The following is a 17,105-nucleotide window of genomic DNA, read 5'->3' as shown; positions in this document are numbered from 1 at the left end:
CCGGTCTTCCCTCGTCTCTCCGGTCGCTTCGCTCCCTGCGTTCCTCAGTCCAGACCGGGGCCCCATGACCGGGCTCCCTCCGCTCCTCAGTCCAGGCCGGGAGGGCCCATGACCGGGAAGTCGCGGCCGGTGGAGGGCTCGGGTAGCGTTCTGGCCCTGGATTCCCATGCGCTGGAGACCTGATGCCGCTCGTTGACCTGGACGACCCGGAGGAGCTGCGCGCCCGCTGGACCGCACTCGCCGCGGTCGCCCATGCCACGGGCTTCGACCGGCGGTGGTACGCCGACGCCGACGGGTACCACCATCAGGACGAGACCGCGTCGGTGCTGCGGATGCTGCGGCTTGTCGACGGGCGGGCGGTGCTGTTCGGGTTCCACACGCAGCACAGCCAGACTGCGGGCGCCGATCTGCTGGCCGGGTCGCCGGATTGGATCGGGCAGCCCGAGGTGCGGCAGCGGATGGCTGCGGGCGAGCTGGGTTTCGTGTACGGCGCGTTCAACGGGACGTGGGCGCGGGCGTCGTACCCAGGGGATCCGTGGCAGCCGGTGGAGGACGGGTTCGCGCCGATCGGCCAGTGGGTCACCTCGGACGAGGCGGCCGCCGACGAGATGATCGAGTGGATCGCCGGGTGGGCCGACTACCTCGGCGGGCTCGACGAACTGCGGCCTTTCGGGGTGCAACTGATCCGGAGCGTGGGTGCTTCGGGTGTCACTGCCGGCGCCTTGCAGGCCTTCTTCGATCGCTTCGAGATCGACCCGCGCTCGCCGGTGCAGCCCGACCTGCCGGCCGGGGTGGTCGCGGGGGAGGACTTCACCCGGAACTTTGCGGTACCGGAAAGTTTCGCCGACGAACCTGACACAGCCGAGGTCTCGGTCGTTGAGGATGTCGTGATCGGAGCACCCGACGCCAGGCCGGTCGACGACGAGGAAGAGTCGTTCGTCGTCCCACCCGGTATCAGCCCGTTCACCGGCCAGCCGATCGACGACCCGCCGCCCCGGATGACGCCGGCTTCCCACGACGAGGCTCCCGCCCGTGACGAGGCTCCTGCCCGTGACGAGGCGCCCGCCCGTCACGAGGAGTACGGCGTCACGGCCAAGAAACAAGGCTGGCTCCGCCGCCGCAAACACGACGACCCCACCGAGCCCGACGCGGACTTCCCGAGCGAGGCGGGCGCTTACCCGCCCGACGGGCCAGCGCGGGACACCTATCCCCAGGGCGGACCCGTCGGGGACGCCTATCCCCAGGACGGGCCCGCGCGGGACAGCTATCCCCAGGGTGGACCCGCGCCCGGCACCTACCTGCCTGACGGCATGGCAGGCACCGGCCTCCCCATGCGTTCGGCGTACGACTCACAGCTCCCATCCTCCGAGCCGCCCCGCGTCGGCGGCGGCGTCCACGAGGGCGACGACTTCTACGCCAGCCTCTTCGCCGACGCCCCCGCCGCGGCCGGCTACCAAGACACCCCCGCCCCCGACGAACAAGACTGGGAAACCGCCGAACAACCGGCCTGGTCCGACCAAGAAGCCACCAGCGAATACACCCCCTTCGCCGACAAGCCCCCCACCGCTCCCCACCGAGAATGGGTAGGCGGCGCCTGGATCAACGGCGAATGGATAGAAGACCCCACCACCCATCGCCCCAACACCCCACCCCCCTCACCCTTCGACGCCCCCACAGCCGACACCCCCTACCTCCAACCGCCCGAGCCCCCACCCGCGGACTCCCCATTCACCCCCGCCGATCCCGCACCGCCCGGATCCCCCTTCGCCCCCGGCAGCCCCGCGCCGGCCGGGTCCCCGTTCACCCCGCCCCACCCAGCCGACGCCCCCACGGCCGACACCCCCTCCCTCCAGTCGCCCGAGCCCCCATCCGCGGAGTCCCCGTTCGCCCCCGCCAATCCCGCGCCGGCCGGATCCGCCTTCGCCCCGACCCACCCAGCCGACGCCCCCACGGCCGACACCCCCTTCCTCCAATCGGCCGAGCGCCCATCCGCGGAGTCTCCGTTCGCCCCGGCCAGTACGGCGCCTACCGGATCCCCGTTCTCGCCGACCCATCCAGCCGACGCCCCCACGGCCGATACCGCGCTCCTCTCGCCAGCGGATTCGCCGTCGACCGCCTCGCCGTCCGCCCCCAGCGGATCAGCTGACTCAGCGCCGGCCGACTTCCCGTTCGCTCCTACACCGACTGCCGCCGATCTCGAAGACGACGACGCCCCCACCGCCGAGATCGCCGCTGTCCTGGACACAGACCCAGCCGAAGAAGAACCCTCCTCCTTCACCGGCCCATCCCCCTTCGCCCCGGTCCCACACCCGGAGCCCACGACCACTCCACCCTCCGCACCCACCCACCACGACAACCTCCACCCGACAGACCACCCCACACCCCCCGCCGCCCACCCGAGCGACCCGCCAACAGCACCCGTCACACCAGCTGCCCGTCTCACAGAACCCCACAGACGGCCCCCCGCCCACCCGAGCGACCCGTCGACAGCGCCCGGCACTCCAGCCGCCCGCCTCACAGAACCTCAGACACGGCCCGCCCATCCGACGGCCCCCGAGGCACGGCCCGCCGCGCGTACGACGGACCCCGGCGCGCAGCCCGCTGCTCGCCTGGGCGACCTGTCCTCAGCGCCCGGCGCTGCGGCCGCCCGTCCGACGGAGACCGAGGCGCAGCCCGCTGGCCGCCTAGGCGACCCTTCGACGGCACCAGGCACTCCGGAAGGCCGTCAGACCGATCTCGCAGCCCAGTCCGCCGCAGGCGACCGCCTCTCGGCCCCGTCTGCTTCCGCCTCACCCTTCTCGGCCCCGCACGCAGACCCTGCTGCTGAGCCCGCTCCGGACGCCCGTTTCTCGGCCCCGACCACCGACCCCGCCGCCCCAGCCGCGCGTTTCTCGGATCCGTCCGCGGAAGCCGACTACGCCGACGACCAGACCGCCGAGATCCCCGCAGTGCCGGCCGACTCCACCGAGCCAGCTGCGGACGAGCGTCAAGCACCCACAGCAGCGCAGCGGCCGCAAGCACCCACAGCCGCGGAGCCGGACCAAGCTCCCGCAGCAGCGGAGGCCCATCAAACATCAGCGGCAGCGCAGGCGCATGATGCATCTGCGTCAGCGGGCGAGCAGCAAGCATCCGCGGCGGCTGAGGAGACCTACCGGGCAGCCGGAGAGGGGTTGGCGGGCGCGGCGCATCCGGGGCTCCGGTTCCACGTGGTGGGCGAGGACGACGAGGAGCAGGGCTACGACGTACCGGCTCCGACGGCTAAAGCTCAGGTCGAGCCTCACCCTCAACCCCAGCCATGGCCTCAGCCCGAACCGCACCCGGAGCCGTGGCCGCAACCCGAGCCCCACCCGGCCCCCTGGCCCGAGCCCGCCCCACCGAGTCCCGAACCGACCCCAGCCCCCGACCCGTACCCCACACCCACTCCGGGCCCCGATCCGTACCCTGCACCGCCCACCCCTGGGCCGGAGCCGCACCCGCAGCCGATCCCCGGCCCAACCCCGGACCCGATCCCAGGCCCCGACCCTCAACCGAACCCGAACCCAGAGCCCCAGCCCTGGCCAGACCCAGAACCAGTCCCACAACCCGAGCCCGAGCCAGGACCACGCCCGGAGCCAGAGCCAGCCCCCTGGCCGGATCCAGAGCCATCCCCACAGCCAGACCCAACCCCACGCCCAGAACCCACCACCCACGTAGCGCACGGCCAATGGCCCGACGCCGACGCGCACTCGCGGCAGCAGGACTCGACGCACGAGCCGGACCGCACCACGCAGGTGGCGCGAGACGACTGGGCGGCGCACGACGAATGGGCGGACGGTGGCGAGTTGGAGTCGTCGCGGGAGGATGACGCGGCGAGTGACCTTGAGCGCACGCAGCGTGTGGCGGACGGCGACTGGGTGGACAGTGGCGAGCCGGAGTCGGCGCGGGGGGATGACGCGGCGAGTCGCCTCGAGGGTACGACGGATGTGGCGCGGGCCGGCTGGGTTGAGGACTCGGGAGCCGTGGAGCAGGCGGGCGCTGAGGTGTCGGCTGGGTTTGCGGTGGATGAGGATGACGAGCCGACTGGGTTTGTGCCCGTTATCGGTGATGACTGGCCGACTGGGTCCTTCCCCGCGCTGGACGGGTTCGCGGACGAGGCGACCGAGGCGGATCGGCACAGCGGGGATGAGCGGGACGGCGCGCCTCACGGGGTGCGTGGGGAGTCGGCTGCGGATGTTGTGGCTCGGATGTCTATTCCTGGGTTGGGGCTGGTGGGGGCGGACGGGCCCCGGATCGCCCCGCCTCCAGGGTCGATCGAGGAGGCCATGCGCTCCGAGGTCGAGCGGCCCCGGCCGCGGCCGCAGGAGTCGGAGGCTATGAAGGCGCTGCACGACTGGTGCCGGGCGAGGACCGCGATCGTGCCGTCCGGGTTCACCATCCAGATCCAGGTGCTGGACCCGAGCGCGCCGTCGTACCGGTTCGACCTGGAGCCGCCGGAGGTGGACGACCCGGAGTTCGCCATGGACAAGCTGAGCGGTCTGCTCGGTGACCTGTGGCAGACCGAGGCGCAGAGCGACGTGGGCGGCTGGTTGTTCGCCCGCATCGACGCGGCCGGCCGGACCCTGCGGATCGACCGGTGGTACGACCAGGTCCCGGACTGGTGGGACAACCCGATCGAGCCGCGCCTCGACGTACACGGTCTGGTACGCCGCCTGTACAACCGCGGTCCCCAATGGCAGCCGTCGTACCTGGAGAAGCTGTACACCACCGCGCGATAGCGTGGGCGCCATGCTTCTCAGGATCTTCACCGAACCTCAGCAAGGTGCCTCGTACGACGATCTGCTCGCGGTGGCACGCAAGACCGAGGAGAACGGCTTCGACGCGTTCTTCCGGTCGGACCACTACCTCGTGATGGGCGAGGACGACGGCCTGCCCGGACCGACCGACGCCTGGATCGCGCTGGCCGGCCTCGCCCGCGAGACGAGCCGGATCAAGCTCGGCACACTGGTCAGCTCGGCCACCTTCCGCAACCCGGGTGTCCTGGCGATCACCGTCGCCCAGGTCGACCAGATGAGCGGTGGCCGCGCGGAGCTCGGGCTCGGCGCCGGCTGGTACGAGACGGAGCACAAGGCGTACGGCCTGGACTTCCCGGACACGCCGGGCCGGTTCGACCTGCTGACCGAGCAGCTCGAGCTGATCACCGGCCTGTGGGACACGCCGGTGGGGGAGAGGTACAACTTCCAGGGCGAGCACTACCAGCTGACCGATTCCCCAGCGCTGCCGAAGCCCGTCCAGCAGCCGCACCCGCCGGTGATCGTCGGCGGCGCGGGCAAGAAGCGTACGCCGTCTCTGGCGGCCAAGTTCGCGAGTGAGTTCAACGCCGGCTTCCGCTCCGTCGAGCTGACCGACACACTCTTCAAGCGCGTCCAAGCCGCCTGCGACGAGATCGGCCGCGACCCGAAGACCCTCAACCTCTCCACCGCGCACACCGTCGTGGTCGGCAAGGACGACGCCCAGGTCAAGCAGCGCGCTGCCGCCATCGGCCGCGACGTCGAAGACCTCAAGGCCAACGCGATCGCCGGCACCCCTGCCGAGGTCGTCGACCGCCTCGGCCAGTTCGCCGCCGTCGGCTCCCAGCGCCAGTACGTCCAGATCATGGATCTCCAGGACCTCGACCACCTCGACCTGATCGCCGCCGAAGTCCTCCCGCAGGTGTCCTGATCACAGCGCCGTCCAAGTCGGAACAACGCGGATTAAGTCCGAGTTACACTGCATAAGTCGGAATATCTCCGACGATGTTCCGACTTGGAGGCGTGACGTGGAGAGCTGGCCTGCCCACCTGCCGGAGAAGCGTGCGTGGCGGCAGCGCAGTCGAGGTGGGAGCGCCGCGGATCGCACACTCAGCGAAGTAGTGGCCATGCGACCGCCGTTGATCGGGGAGCGCGCAGTACGGCTGAGCCCTGAGGTCGCGGCGGCCATGGAGGCTTGCGTGCTCGAGATCGCCGCGCTCGATCACTCGCACGGCGCCGAGCTGGCGGCGCTCGAGACACTCCTGCTGCGGACCGAATCGGTCGCCTCCTCCAAGATCGAATACATCGATGCCACGGTGGACGACTATGCGCGAGCGCTGCACGGCATCAGGTCGAATCCGTCCGCGACGTCGATGGCCGCATCCACAGCCGCCCTGGACGCGCTGATCAGATCCGTGGACGGCGGAGCGAGTATCGAGCCGGCGATGATCCTGATGGCGCACCTCGCCCTCATGGACGACGATCCGTACGAGCATGCGTACGCCGGCCGCTTCCGCGATCTGCAGAACTGGATCGGCGGCAGCGACTACTCACCACGTAACGCGGTCTACGTGCCGCCGCCGCCCGAGACCGTTGACGACTACATGGCCGACCTGGTCGTCTTCGCCAACCGGACCGACCTCCCGGTCCTGGCCCAGGCAGCGATCGTGCATGCCCAGTTCGAGTCGATCCACCCGTTCACCGATGGCAACGGGCGGATCGGCCGCGCTCTCATCAACACTGTGCTGCGTCGCCGCGGGGCGACCCGGCGTGTGGTCGTTCCGCTGGCCTCCGCGTTGGTGGCGCGCCGCGACGACTACTTCGATGTACTGGGTGCCTATCGCCAGGGCCGGGTCGAGCCGATCATCCGATCATTCACCGCGGCCTCCACCATCGCGGCGCGGGAGTCACGGGCGACAGCGGACAGGATCGCCGAACTGCGGCCGGCCTGGGAGCGGACGGTCGGAGCCCGGCGAGGCAGTGCGGCATCCCGCCTGCTGGAGGGACTGATCTCGGCACCGATCTTCTCGGCGAGCGAGGCCGAGGAGGCGATCGGTGGTGCCGCCAGCAGTGTGTACGCCGGAATCGAGCGACTGCACGCGGCCGGCGTGATCCGGCCGCTGACGAACCGGACGCGGAACCAGGTGTGGGGAGCGACGGACCTGCTGGACGAGCTGGACGACCTCGCGGTCCGGATCGCGGCCGCTGCGCGGTGAACGGCAACTGTTCGTCCACAGGTTCCTGATCGTTGGCCGGGGTGGCTCGATGTCGTGTATCTTGATGTCGAGAGAGTTTTGGGGCGAGGTTAGGGGAGCCTGATCTCGCGGCCGGGCGGCGTGCTCGGCAGGATGGGCTCAGCGGAACTGGACTGGACAGAGGAGCAGGTTGATGGCGAGCGTCGACAGCTTCGGTGCCAAGGGTGCACTCGAGGTCAACGGTCAGTCGTACGAGATCTTCAGGTTGGCGGGCATCGAGGGTGCGGACACGCTGCCGTACTCCTTGAAGGTCCTGCTGGAGAACCTGCTGCGCACCGAGGACGGCGCGAACATCACCGCCGAGCACATCACCAAGCTCGGCAACTGGGACGCGAACGCGGCGCCCGACACCGAGATCCAGTTCACCCCGGCCCGGGTGATCATGCAGGACTTCACCGGTGTGCCGTGTGTCGTCGACCTGGCCACGATGCGCGAGGCGGTCGCGGAGCTCGGCGGCGATCCCACCAAGATCAACCCGCTCGCTCCGGCCGAGCTGGTCATCGACCACTCGGTCATCACCGACGTCTTCGGCCGCCCGGACGCGTTCGAGCGCAACGTCGAGTTCGAGTACCAGCGCAACGGCGAGCGGTACCAGTTCCTCCGCTGGGGCCAGACCGCGTTCGACGACTTCAAGGTCGTCCCGCCGGGCACCGGCATCGTCCACCAGGTGAACATCGAGCACCTCGCGCGGACGGTGATGGTCCGCGACGGCGTGGCTTACCCCGACACCTGTGTCGGCACCGACAGCCACACCACGATGGTGAACGGCCTCGGCGTGCTCGGCTGGGGCGTCGGCGGCATCGAGGCCGAGGCGGCCATGCTCGGCCAGCCCGTGTCGATGCTGATCCCCAAGGTCGTCGGCTTCAAGCTGACCGGCTCGGTGCCGGCCGGCGCCACGGCGACCGACGTCGTACTCACGATCACCCAGCAGCTGCGCAAGCACGGTGTGGTCGGCAAGTTCGTCGAGTTCTACGGCGAGGGTGTCGCGGCCGTGCCGCTGGCGAACCGGGCCACGATCGGCAACATGAGCCCGGAGTTCGGCTCCACCTGCGCGATCTTCCCGATCGACGACGTCACCCTGGAGTACCTGCGGCTGACCGGCCGCAGCGACCAGGACGTCGCGCTCGTCGAGGCGTACGCCAAGGAGCAGGGCCTGTGGCACGACCAGTCGGTCGAGCCGCGCTTCTCCGAGTACCTCGAGCTCGACCTGTCGACCGTCGTACCGTCGATCGCCGGCCCGAAGCGGCCGCAGGACCGGGTCGCGCTGACCGAGGCCAAGGAGGCCTTCCGCGGTGCGCTGACCGACTACGCGACCGAGGAGCTGGACGTCGACCCGTCGGAGACCGGGAGCTTCCCGGCCAGCGACGCGCCGAACGGTCACGGCGACGTGAACGACGAGCCGCATGTCCCGCACGGCGGTCCCGGCCGTCCGGCGAAGAAGACCAAGATCACCATGAACGGCGCGGAGACCGAGCTCGACCACGGTCACGTCGTGATCGCCAGCATCACCTCCTGCACCAACACCTCGAACCCGTCGGTCATGCTCGCCGCCGCGCTGCTGGCCAAGAACGCGGTCGACAAGGGCCTGGCTTCCAAGCCGTGGGTGAAGACGTCGCTGGCACCCGGGTCGAAGGTCGTGACCGACTACTACGAGAAGGCCGGCGTCACGCCGTACCTGGAGAAGCTCGGCTTCCACCTGGTCGGCTACGGCTGCACCACCTGCATCGGGAACTCGGGCCCCCTGCCCGAGGCCGTCTCGGCCGGCGTGCAGGAGGCCGACCTGGCGGTTGTCTCGGTGCTGTCCGGCAACCGCAACTTCGAGGGCCGGATCAACCCGGACGTGAAGATGAACTACCTCGCCTCGCCGCCGCTGGTGATCGCCTACGCGCTGGCCGGGACGATGGACTTCGACTTCGAGACCGATGCCCTGGGGCAGGACACGGACGGCAACGACGTGTTCCTGAAGGACATCTGGCCGGCCGCGGACGAGGTCGAGCAGGTGATCGCCTCCTCGATCAGCAAGGAGATGTTCACCAAGGACTACGCCGACGTGTTCGCCGGTGACGAGCGCTGGCAGTCGCTGCCGACGCCCGAGGGCAAGACGTTCGCCTGGGACGCCGAGTCGACGTACGTGCGCAAGCCTCCGTACTTCGAGGGCATGGCCAAGGACCCGTCGCCGGTCACAGACATCGCCGGCGCCCGTGTACTGGCCAAGCTGGGTGACTCGGTCACCACCGACCACATCTCCCCGGCCGGTTCGATCAAGGCCGACAGCCCGGCCGGCACGTACCTGGCCGACCACGGCGTGGACCGCAAGGACTTCAACTCGTACGGCTCGCGCCGCGGCAACCACGAGGTGATGATCCGCGGCACGTTCGCGAACATCCGGCTGCGCAACCAGATCGCACCGGGCACCGAGGGCGGCTTCACCCGCGACTTCACCAAGGACGACGCGCCCGTCACGTCGATCTACGAGGCCGCGCAGTCGTACGCCGAGGCCGGCACGCCGCTGGTGATCCTGGCCGGCAAGGAGTACGGCTCGGGTTCGTCGCGTGACTGGGCGGCGAAGGGTACGGCGCTGCTCGGGGCGAAGGCCGTGATCACCGAGTCCTTCGAGCGCATCCACCGGTCGAACCTGATCGGCATGGGCGTGCTGCCCCTGCAGTACCCGGAGGGTGAGACCGCGGAGTCGCTCGGCCTGACCGGCGAGGAGACGTTCGACATCACCGGCGTCACCGCGCTGAACGAGGGCTCGATCCCGAGCACCGTCCACGTCAAGGTCACCTCGCCCGACGGCGGCTTGAAGGAGTTCGACGCGGTCGTCCGGATCGACACCCCCGGCGAGGCCGACTACTACCGCAACGGCGGCATCCTGCAGTACGTCCTGCGGTCGCTGATCGCCGGCTGAGAAGCATCCTGAGAGGGCCGGTCCACTGTGGACCGGCCCTTTCTGTCGGTCCAGGACGCTTTACTGGTCGGCATGGTCAAGGAACGCGAGGCGCCGCGCGAGGTTGTGCGTGTGGCGTGCGCCAAGTACGGCGACGACACCGTGATCGACTGGTGCGTCGCGTTCCTCACCGGGGAGATCTCGGGGGAGGACGCGTACGGCGCCGACCTGCCGAAGCTGGTGGCGATCACGGGCAACCCGAACCCAGGCGGCTGGTCCGCGCCGGTCGACCCGGTGAACTACTACTGGATCAGGGTGTGGGCCGCCCGCGTGCTCCTCTACGTCTGGCGCGATGACGCCGTCGACGCGCTGCGGGTGGCCGCGAGCGATCCCGCCTGGCGGGTGCGAGAGCACGTCGCTCGGCTGACCGCGCAGCGGGAGCTCGGTCAGCTCGTCGACGCCCTGCTACCCGATCTTCAGCACGAGCTGCCCAGGGTCCGTGCGACGGCCGCCCGCGCCGTCGGCGCCGCGGGCGAGGCCGAGCACGCCGAGGCCCTGCAGGATCTCCTCGAGGACCCGGACCTCACCGTCCGTGTCGCAGCGGAGAAAGCCCTGGCCCGCTTGGAGAAACGGCTGGACCGCACCTTCGACCGGCGCCCTTAACTCGACAGTGCAGCGCGGAGTTTGCCGGCGTATTCGGCTGCCTCGGCGTCGTCGGCGTACTTGGTCCGGGGCCAGAAGAAGCCGCGCAGTCCGTCGCCCTTCGTCCGTGGCACCACATGCACATGGAGATGCGGGACGGACTGCGACACGATGTTGTTCACGGCAACGAACGAGCCCTGCGCGTCGAACGCCGTACGCACGGCATCCGCGACCGACCGCGCTGCGCCGAAGAACGGCACCATCAACGCGTCCGGCAGCTCGACCAGCGTCGGCACGTGCTCGCGCGGCACGATCAGCGTGTGCCCCTTGAACACCGGCCGTACGTCGAGGAATCCCACGACGTCCGGTGTTTCCAGCACGATCTGCGCCGGCGTCGTACCGGCGATGATGGAACAGAACAGACAGTCGGCCATCAGGTCATGACTCCTAATCCCGTGCAGTCGCGAGCATGTGCTCGGTGGTGTGGCTCGGTGTGCTGGGGTGAAGGTCTCGATGCGGAGCATCGTGGCCTTTGCACCAGTGCAGCGAGGTGCGCCACCGAGTGCAGCGCAGCACGCAGGGGATTAGGAGTCATGACCTCAGCCGAGTTTCTCGTCTGCGAAGCACCAGCGCCAATTCTCGCCTGGTTCGAAGCTGCGCATCACCGGGTGTTCGGTGTCGTCGTAGTGCTTGCTGGCGTGCTTCATCGGCGACGAGTCGCAGCAGCCGACGTGACCGCACTCGAGGCAGAGTCGCAGGTGGACCCAGGAGCTACCCGTCGCCAGGCACTCCTCGCACCCCTCGGGCGTGTTCGGCGCGACCACCAAGGGAGCTTGTTCGAGGTGCTTGCAGGCACCGCCCGGTGAGGTCTTGACCCGCAGGTCCTCGGACCGGCCGCCCACGTCGTCGTCCTCGTCGCGATCCAGGATGGACTCCTCGATGTCGAGGGCGATCTGCGCCCGCTGCAGCACCTCGTCGGCGACCAGGCCGGCGTCGCGGACCTTGAGGATGTGCTCGCGTTCGGCCTCGAGCATGGCGATCCGCAGCCGGCGATAGGCCTCGCTCGGCGTCTCGTACTCGCTCTCCGGCCGCCCGAGCCGCTCCCACGCGGCCTGCGCCCGGGCCTCGCCACGCTGCCGGAGCAGGTTGACCACCTCGGGCGGGTCGTCCGGCGTGACGATCTCCTGCAGCTTCTCCTCGGCCGCGCGATGCGCACCTTGCAGTACGGCGGCCTCCTGCAGCGCATCCTCCGCCGGATCCGGGCCGGGCAGCCGGAGCCGCCGTACCAGCCAGGGCAGGGTCGAGCCCTGGACGAGCAGCGTGCCCGCGGTCACGGCGAGCGCGATGAAGACCAGTACTTCGCGATCCGGGGTGTTGTCGGGGAGGGTGAAGACCGCGGCCAGGGTGACGACACCGCGCATCCCGGCCCACGACACGACGATCAGCGCCTGCCACGACACCGGTCCCGGCCGGGACGGTCCGAGGACGCGCCGGGACAGCATCGTGGACGGGATCAGCCAGATCGGCCGGAGCAGCACCACTGCCAGGAAGACCGCGATGGTCGCGGCCGCGATCAGCCAGCCCGGCAGCGGACTCATCGCCAGGTCGTCGAGGATCCACCGGGTCTGCAGGCCGATCAGCAGGAAGACGGTGTTCTCGAGCAGGAACTGGAAGGTCCGCCAGTTCGTCCGCTCCGACATCCGCGACTTGGCCGACTGGATGATCGGCGACTTGTGCCCGAGCAACAGGCCGGTGACGACCACGGCGAGGACGCCGGACGCATGGATCTCTTCCGCGGCGACATAGGCGATGAACGGCGCGGTCAGGCTGAGCGTGGTGTCGAGCACCGGGTCGGTGAACCGGCGGCGGACCTTGGCCAGCACGAACGCCACGGCCAGACCGATCACCACCCCGCCACCGGCCGCGCGGAGGAAGTCCAGGCCGACCTGCAGGACGGTCGGCGTGACCACTGCGGCCGCGAGCGCCGTACGCAGACAGACCAGCGCGGTCGCGTCGTTCACCAGGCTCTCGCCCTCGAGGATGGTGACCACGCGGCGGGGGAGTCCGACCCGCCTGGCGATCGCGGTCGCGGCGACGGCGTCCGGCGGCGCGACCACGGCGCCGATCGCGAAAGCGGCCCAGACCGGCAGCGGTTCGTGGCCGAGCGACTCGGCCACCACGCCGAGCAGCCACCACGCGACCACGCCGACGCCGAGCGCGGTGAACACGACCAGTCCGACCGACAGCAGCCCGATCGACCGGCGGTGCTTGGAGAAGTCGACCAGGCTGGTCTTGATCGCCGCCGAGTAAAGCAGCGGCGGCAGGAAGCCGACCAGGACGACCTCGGGGGCGAGCTCGACCCGGGGGACGAACGGGAGGTACGACGCCGCGATCCCGATGACCACGAGCAGCAGGGGAGCCGAGATCCCGAGCCGCCGGGCCAGTGCGGCCCCGGCCGCGACCACGGCGACGAGGGCTACGACCTCGATCGCGATATGCACGCTGCACAGTGTCGCAGCGTCGGCCCGGTTTCGGCCGCTCGGTTCGCCCTCGGCTGAGCCGGGATCTGGTCAGTGCGGGCACGGTCGTCTAGCGTGTGCGCAACGAGATCTGTCGATCACTGGGGGTGACTGATGCGTCGTCGTGTCGTCTCACTGGTTTGTGCGCTTGTCGTTCTCGGCTCGTCGCTCGCGGTCCCTGCCGCGGCCGCCGTCACGGTCACCAACGGCTGCGTCGCCTCGGTGCCAGAGCCCGGTACGACGACACCGGTCCGGATCTGTTATTCGCTGTTCGAGCCCGCCGGCGCCTCGGGCGCACACACCGTGCCACTGATCTTCCACAGTCATGGTTGGGGCGGCAGCCGGACCAAGGACCCGGCCGCGTTCCAGGCCTGGCTCGACGCCGGCTTCGGCGTACTGAGCTTCGACCAGCGCAGCTTCGGCGAGAGCACCGGCGTTGCGCACGTGATGAACCCGGACTACGAGGGTCGCGACGTGGTGAAGCTCGTCGACTTCGTCGCCGGTCTGGACTGGGTGACGAAGCAACGGCCGGGTGATCCGCTGATCGGGGCGATCGGCGGGTCGTACGGCGGCGGGTACCAGTTCGCCGGCGCGTTCACCGAGGTGCGGGACAGCGGGCGGACCCGGTTCGACGCGCTCGCGCCCGAGATCACCTGGTGGGATCTCAAGCAGAGCCTCGCGCCGGAGGAGGCTGCGCGGACGCTCTGGCTCTCGATCCTCTTCGCCGGCGGCGGCACCCACCTGCCGCCCGCGGTGTCGGCGGCGTTCGTGCAGTTGATCGCGACCGGCGGCTGGCCGGCGGGGAAGGCCGGGCGCGATCTTGATGCGTTCTTCGCGCACAACGGGCCGGCGTGGCACGTGTCGCAGGGCCGCAGGCTGGATATCCCGGTGCAGTTCGGGCAGGGGATCTCGGACAACCTGTTCAACCTCAACCAGGGCCTGGCCAACTTCGATCACGCGCTGACCGCCCGGGCCCGGGCGCGGTCGATCTTCGTCGGGTACAACGGCGGTCACACGCTGCCGAGCGTCGTACCGCCGGGTTTCGCGACGCCGGGGGATCCGTGCTCCATCGCGCTCGGCTCGCCGAACTTCTCCGACCTGGCGGTGCGTTTCATGACCGCGAAGCTGCTGGGGACGGCGACCGGGCTGTCCGGCTTCGGCGTCTATCACCTGTCCACCGCGGACGGTCGTTGCCTGACGCAACGGACTCTGGCGCCGAACACACGCCAGGCACTCGGCAAGATCCTCGTCCCGACCGGCGCCGGACTGCCGCTCAACCTGAAGATCGCGACCGGGCCTCTGACCGTCGCGGGAACTCCTCGGCTCTCCGCGAAGGTCTACACGCTCGTACCGGACTCGGGAGCCTTCTTCGCCCTCAGCGTCGGCACCAACCCGCTGACCGCGAGGGTCGTGCAGAACAACACGATGCCGCTGCGGGAGGAGCACGTCGCCAAGGGAGTCCGGCGCACGATCGAGCTTCCCGCGATCGCCGTCGACGTCCCGGCCGGCAAGAATCTCTACCTGACCGTCACCCCGGTCGCCGACATGTACGCCGGCCAACGCGGCCCGCTCCCCGGCGCGCTGCTGCTGAAGGACGGAACGCTGACCTATCGGATCTTGTCGAGATAGGTCTTGTAGACCGTCAGGAACGGCTCCTCGTTCGCCACCGCACCGACCAGCCAGTCGCACGTCTCCTGTGCCGTCGCGATCACATCGGCCGGATACCCGTACTTGACCTGGTGTTCGGCGAACTCGTCCTCGTCGTCGACGATCACCGTTCCGTCCCGCTTCTTGATCACGTCCAGATCGAGATCGACCATCGTGACCACGTCCTCGGAGAACTCCACTGGTGTCGTCACGTCGCAGTAGATCTCGGTCGACCGCGGCTCGTCGTTGAAGAGTGCCGTGAACCACTGGTCCCGCGGGAACAACTGCACATGAGCCTGCTCCTGCGTCACCACCGGCTCATCCCCTCGCTGCGACACCGAGTTCGCCGGCGCTCCCAACCACACCCCGAACGCGTCCTCCCCGAGATACCGCATCCACTGATGCCAGTGCAGCTTCTCGTCGTACTTCCGATACACCACCCGAACATCACGCATGCCGGACAACCTATCCCGGCAACGGTGCGCCCGGCCGCGGACCGCCCGCCGGACGCGCGGGCGTTACGGAAGTTGCAGGTTGCTGCAGTTTTGTGGCCCGCGACCGGCGCCGACCTCCAGGATGAAGGGTCGAACATCTGGGGAGGAACGCATGGTGCGGTGGAGACGGCTGAAGGTCCTGCTGGCGGGACTGGTGGTCGTGGTGGGGATCGCCGGATGGGCAGGACTGCCGGCGAATGCCGCCGAGCCTCCGACCGCGCCGACGGTGACCGCGACGTACCAGGGCGCCCAGTTGGCCAACTGCCTGGAGCAGACGGTGTGCCCGGAGATCGTGGTGTTCGACGATCCGGTGACGTTCACCTTCACGACGAGCTCGCCCGATGTGGTGCGCTACCGGTATGGCTTCATCGGCGAGCCGGCCCAGGAGATCGACGGCTCGTCGATCACCCTCGACCTGAGGCCGCCGGAGGAGGGCTGGGTCCGCCTGGACGTCCAGGCCATCAACTCGGACGGGCAGTTCAGCACGACGACGGCCTTCCTGTTCAACGTCGCGCCGGCGCCCGGGCCCGTGGGTTCCTGGGCATTCGACGACGGCAGCGGTACGACGGCTGCGGACGGCTCGGGGAACGCGCATGCGCTGGCCTTGAACGGGGGAGCGGCCCTCGACGGCAAGGGCCGCCTGGACGGGTCTTTGGCGCTGGACGGCGTCGATGACTACGCGCAGGCGAGCGATTCCGTGGTCGACACGTCACAGAGCTTCACCGTCTCGGCCTGGGCACGACCGACCAGCAGCACCAAGCTAGGCGTCGTAGCCGCGGCCGACGGGACCAACAGCAGCGCCTTCGGCCTGGGCTACGACCCGTCGACGAAGCGCTGGGTGTTCGCGCGCACCTCCGCCGACACCCGGACGCCGACCCTGTACCGCGCCTCGTCAGCCGAGGCCCCGGTGAATGGCGCCTGGTCCCACCTGCTGGCGTCGTACGACGCATCGGCCGGTGAGCTCAAGCTCTTCGTCAACGGCCGACTGCAGCAGACCACCGCCTTCCCGATCGCCAAGGCGTGGAAGGCGACCGGGCAACTGACCGTCGGCAGCGGCCTGTACGCCGGTGCGACGGGCGGCTCCTTCGCCGGATCACTGGATCACGTGCAGGTATGGCAGCGCGTCCTTCGCGCCAACGAGATCACGGCTCTGCAGGACCCGCGCATCAACGATCGCGTGGCTTCGGGAATCGCCGCCCGTTGGCCGCTCGACTCCGCGGTCCGCGGCTCCGACCGGGTCTGGCGCACGCCGGAGACCGTTCGTGGCGCGGATCTGAGTGTGTCGGGGTTCGGCACCGATCAGTCGAAGGCGTTCGTGGACGACCCGGAGCGCGGCAAGGTGCTGGAGCTGACGGGCGCCGCCCGCGAGTCGGTCAGCCTGACCCGGCCGGTGATCGACGGCAGCGCGAGCTTCTCGGTGGCGGTCTGGGTCAAGATCGGCGACCTCTCCAAGCCGATGGTGATTGCTCGCCAGGGGACCACCGCCCAGGACGCTTGGCGGCTGTCGTACCAGCCGCTCGACCAGTTCACCGGTCAGTACAGGTTCGCTCGAGGCCATGCCGACGGCAGCACCGAGACCGTGGCAGTCAGCACGGTCGACCGTGACTCGTTGGAGGGCTGGCATCTGCTGATCGGGAGCTACAACAGGACCGGGACCGGTGGTTTCGGCAACCCCGACGGCCGGATCGAGCTCACCGTCGACAACCGGGGCAGTGACGGCGGCCAGAAGGCCTACAGCGCACCGACCCGCACAGGCAGCACGATTGTCGGCGCCGCCGCGACGAAGGGCGCCGGTCTGATCGGACGGCTCGACGAACTGCGGGTCTACGCCGGCGTCCTGTCCCAGTCGAAGGCCTGCACCGAGTTCCCCGAACTCGACGGCTGCGGGTCCTAGG

10 protein-coding genes are annotated in these 17,105 nt (G+C 69.7%); 7 read left to right on the top strand and 3 right to left on the bottom strand.

The window, feature by feature from the left end; genetic code table 11:
• Positions 1-182 precede the first annotated feature (182 nt).
• The 5 genes from OG876_RS37285 (at position 183) to OG876_RS37265 (ending at position 10,571) form a co-directional block, all read left to right on the top strand.
• Positions 183-4,754 (top strand): hypothetical protein, encoded by a 4,572-nt coding sequence (locus tag OG876_RS37285; protein WP_328521419.1) that lies wholly within the window; start codon positions 183-185, stop codon positions 4,752-4,754.
• A gap of 10 nt (positions 4,755-4,764) precedes the next feature.
• The gene (locus OG876_RS37280; RefSeq protein ID WP_328521418.1) at positions 4,765-5,697 is read left to right on the top strand and encodes an LLM class F420-dependent oxidoreductase; all 933 of its coding nucleotides are present in this window, start codon (positions 4,765-4,767) and stop codon (positions 5,695-5,697) included.
• Positions 5,698-5,893: 196 nt separating this feature from the next.
• On the top strand, positions 5,894-6,982 hold the full coding sequence (locus OG876_RS37275; RefSeq protein ID WP_328521417.1) for a Fic family protein: 1,089 nt from the start codon (positions 5,894-5,896) through the stop codon (positions 6,980-6,982).
• 172 nt (positions 6,983-7,154) lie between these two features.
• A complete protein-coding gene (gene acnA, locus OG876_RS37270; RefSeq protein ID WP_328521416.1) occupies positions 7,155-9,929 on the top strand; it encodes an aconitate hydratase AcnA in 2,775 nt (924 codons plus the stop codon).
• A 72-nt stretch (positions 9,930-10,001) separates the two neighbouring features.
• Positions 10,002-10,571 (top strand): HEAT repeat domain-containing protein, encoded by a 570-nt coding sequence (locus OG876_RS37265; protein ID WP_328521415.1) that lies wholly within the window; start codon positions 10,002-10,004, stop codon positions 10,569-10,571.
• Here OG876_RS37265 and OG876_RS37260 read toward each other — a convergent pair.
• Complete coding sequence (locus OG876_RS37260; protein ID WP_328521414.1) at positions 10,568-10,984, bottom strand: HIT family protein; 417 nt, start codon at positions 10,982-10,984, stop codon at positions 10,568-10,570. The genes OG876_RS37265 and OG876_RS37260 overlap by 4 nt on opposite strands.
• 165 nt (positions 10,985-11,149) lie before the next feature.
• Positions 11,150-13,051, bottom strand: coding sequence for a Na+/H+ antiporter (locus tag OG876_RS37255; RefSeq protein ID WP_328521413.1), 1,902 nt, complete (start codon positions 13,049-13,051; stop codon positions 11,150-11,152).
• Between the two features lie 132 nt (positions 13,052-13,183).
• On the opposite strand from OG876_RS37255, the gene OG876_RS37250 reads away from it, so the two are divergent.
• The gene (locus OG876_RS37250; protein WP_328521412.1) at positions 13,184-14,698 is read left to right on the top strand and encodes a CocE/NonD family hydrolase; all 1,515 of its coding nucleotides are present in this window, start codon (positions 13,184-13,186) and stop codon (positions 14,696-14,698) included.
• Here OG876_RS37250 and OG876_RS37245 read toward each other — a convergent pair.
• A complete protein-coding gene (locus tag OG876_RS37245) occupies positions 14,677-15,171 on the bottom strand; it encodes a DUF402 domain-containing protein (RefSeq protein ID WP_328521411.1) in 495 nt (164 codons plus the stop codon). The two genes, OG876_RS37250 and OG876_RS37245, sit on opposite strands and share 22 nt — an antisense overlap.
• Before the next feature lie 151 nt (positions 15,172-15,322).
• Here OG876_RS37245 and OG876_RS37240 point away from each other — a divergent pair, with 151 nt between their 5' ends.
• The gene (locus tag OG876_RS37240) at positions 15,323-17,104 is read left to right on the top strand and encodes a LamG domain-containing protein (protein WP_328521410.1); all 1,782 of its coding nucleotides are present in this window, start codon (positions 15,323-15,325) and stop codon (positions 17,102-17,104) included.
• The last annotated feature ends 1 nt before the right edge of the window (position 17,105 follow it).

The organism is Kribbella sp. NBC_00359 (genome assembly GCF_036097425.1).
GTDB lineage: Bacteria > Actinomycetota > Actinomycetes > Propionibacteriales > Kribbellaceae > Kribbella.
This window is presented reverse-complemented; position numbering and strand designations above follow the sequence as displayed.

Bases quoted from the DNA above. Each gene is read 5' to 3' on its own strand.
- OG876_RS37240 (WP_328521410.1), top strand. From the start codon at position 15,323: ATGGTGCGGTGGAGACGGCTGAAGGTCCTGCTGGCGGGACTGGTGGTC.
- OG876_RS37285 (WP_328521419.1), top strand. From the start codon at position 183: ATGCCGCTCGTTGACCTGGACGACCCGGAGGAGCTGCGCGCCCGCTGG.
- OG876_RS37260 (WP_328521414.1), bottom strand. From the start codon at position 10,984: ATGGCCGACTGTCTGTTCTGTTCCATCATCGCCGGTACGACGCCGGCG.
- OG876_RS37265 (WP_328521415.1), top strand. From the start codon at position 10,002: ATGGTCAAGGAACGCGAGGCGCCGCGCGAGGTTGTGCGTGTGGCGTGC.
- OG876_RS37280 (WP_328521418.1), top strand. From the start codon at position 4,765: ATGCTTCTCAGGATCTTCACCGAACCTCAGCAAGGTGCCTCGTACGAC.
- OG876_RS37275 (WP_328521417.1), top strand. From the start codon at position 5,894: ATGCGACCGCCGTTGATCGGGGAGCGCGCAGTACGGCTGAGCCCTGAG.
- OG876_RS37250 (WP_328521412.1), top strand. From the start codon at position 13,184: ATGCGTCGTCGTGTCGTCTCACTGGTTTGTGCGCTTGTCGTTCTCGGC.
- acnA (WP_328521416.1), top strand. From the start codon at position 7,155: ATGGCGAGCGTCGACAGCTTCGGTGCCAAGGGTGCACTCGAGGTCAAC.
- OG876_RS37245 (WP_328521411.1), bottom strand. From the start codon at position 15,171: ATGCGTGATGTTCGGGTGGTGTATCGGAAGTACGACGAGAAGCTGCAC.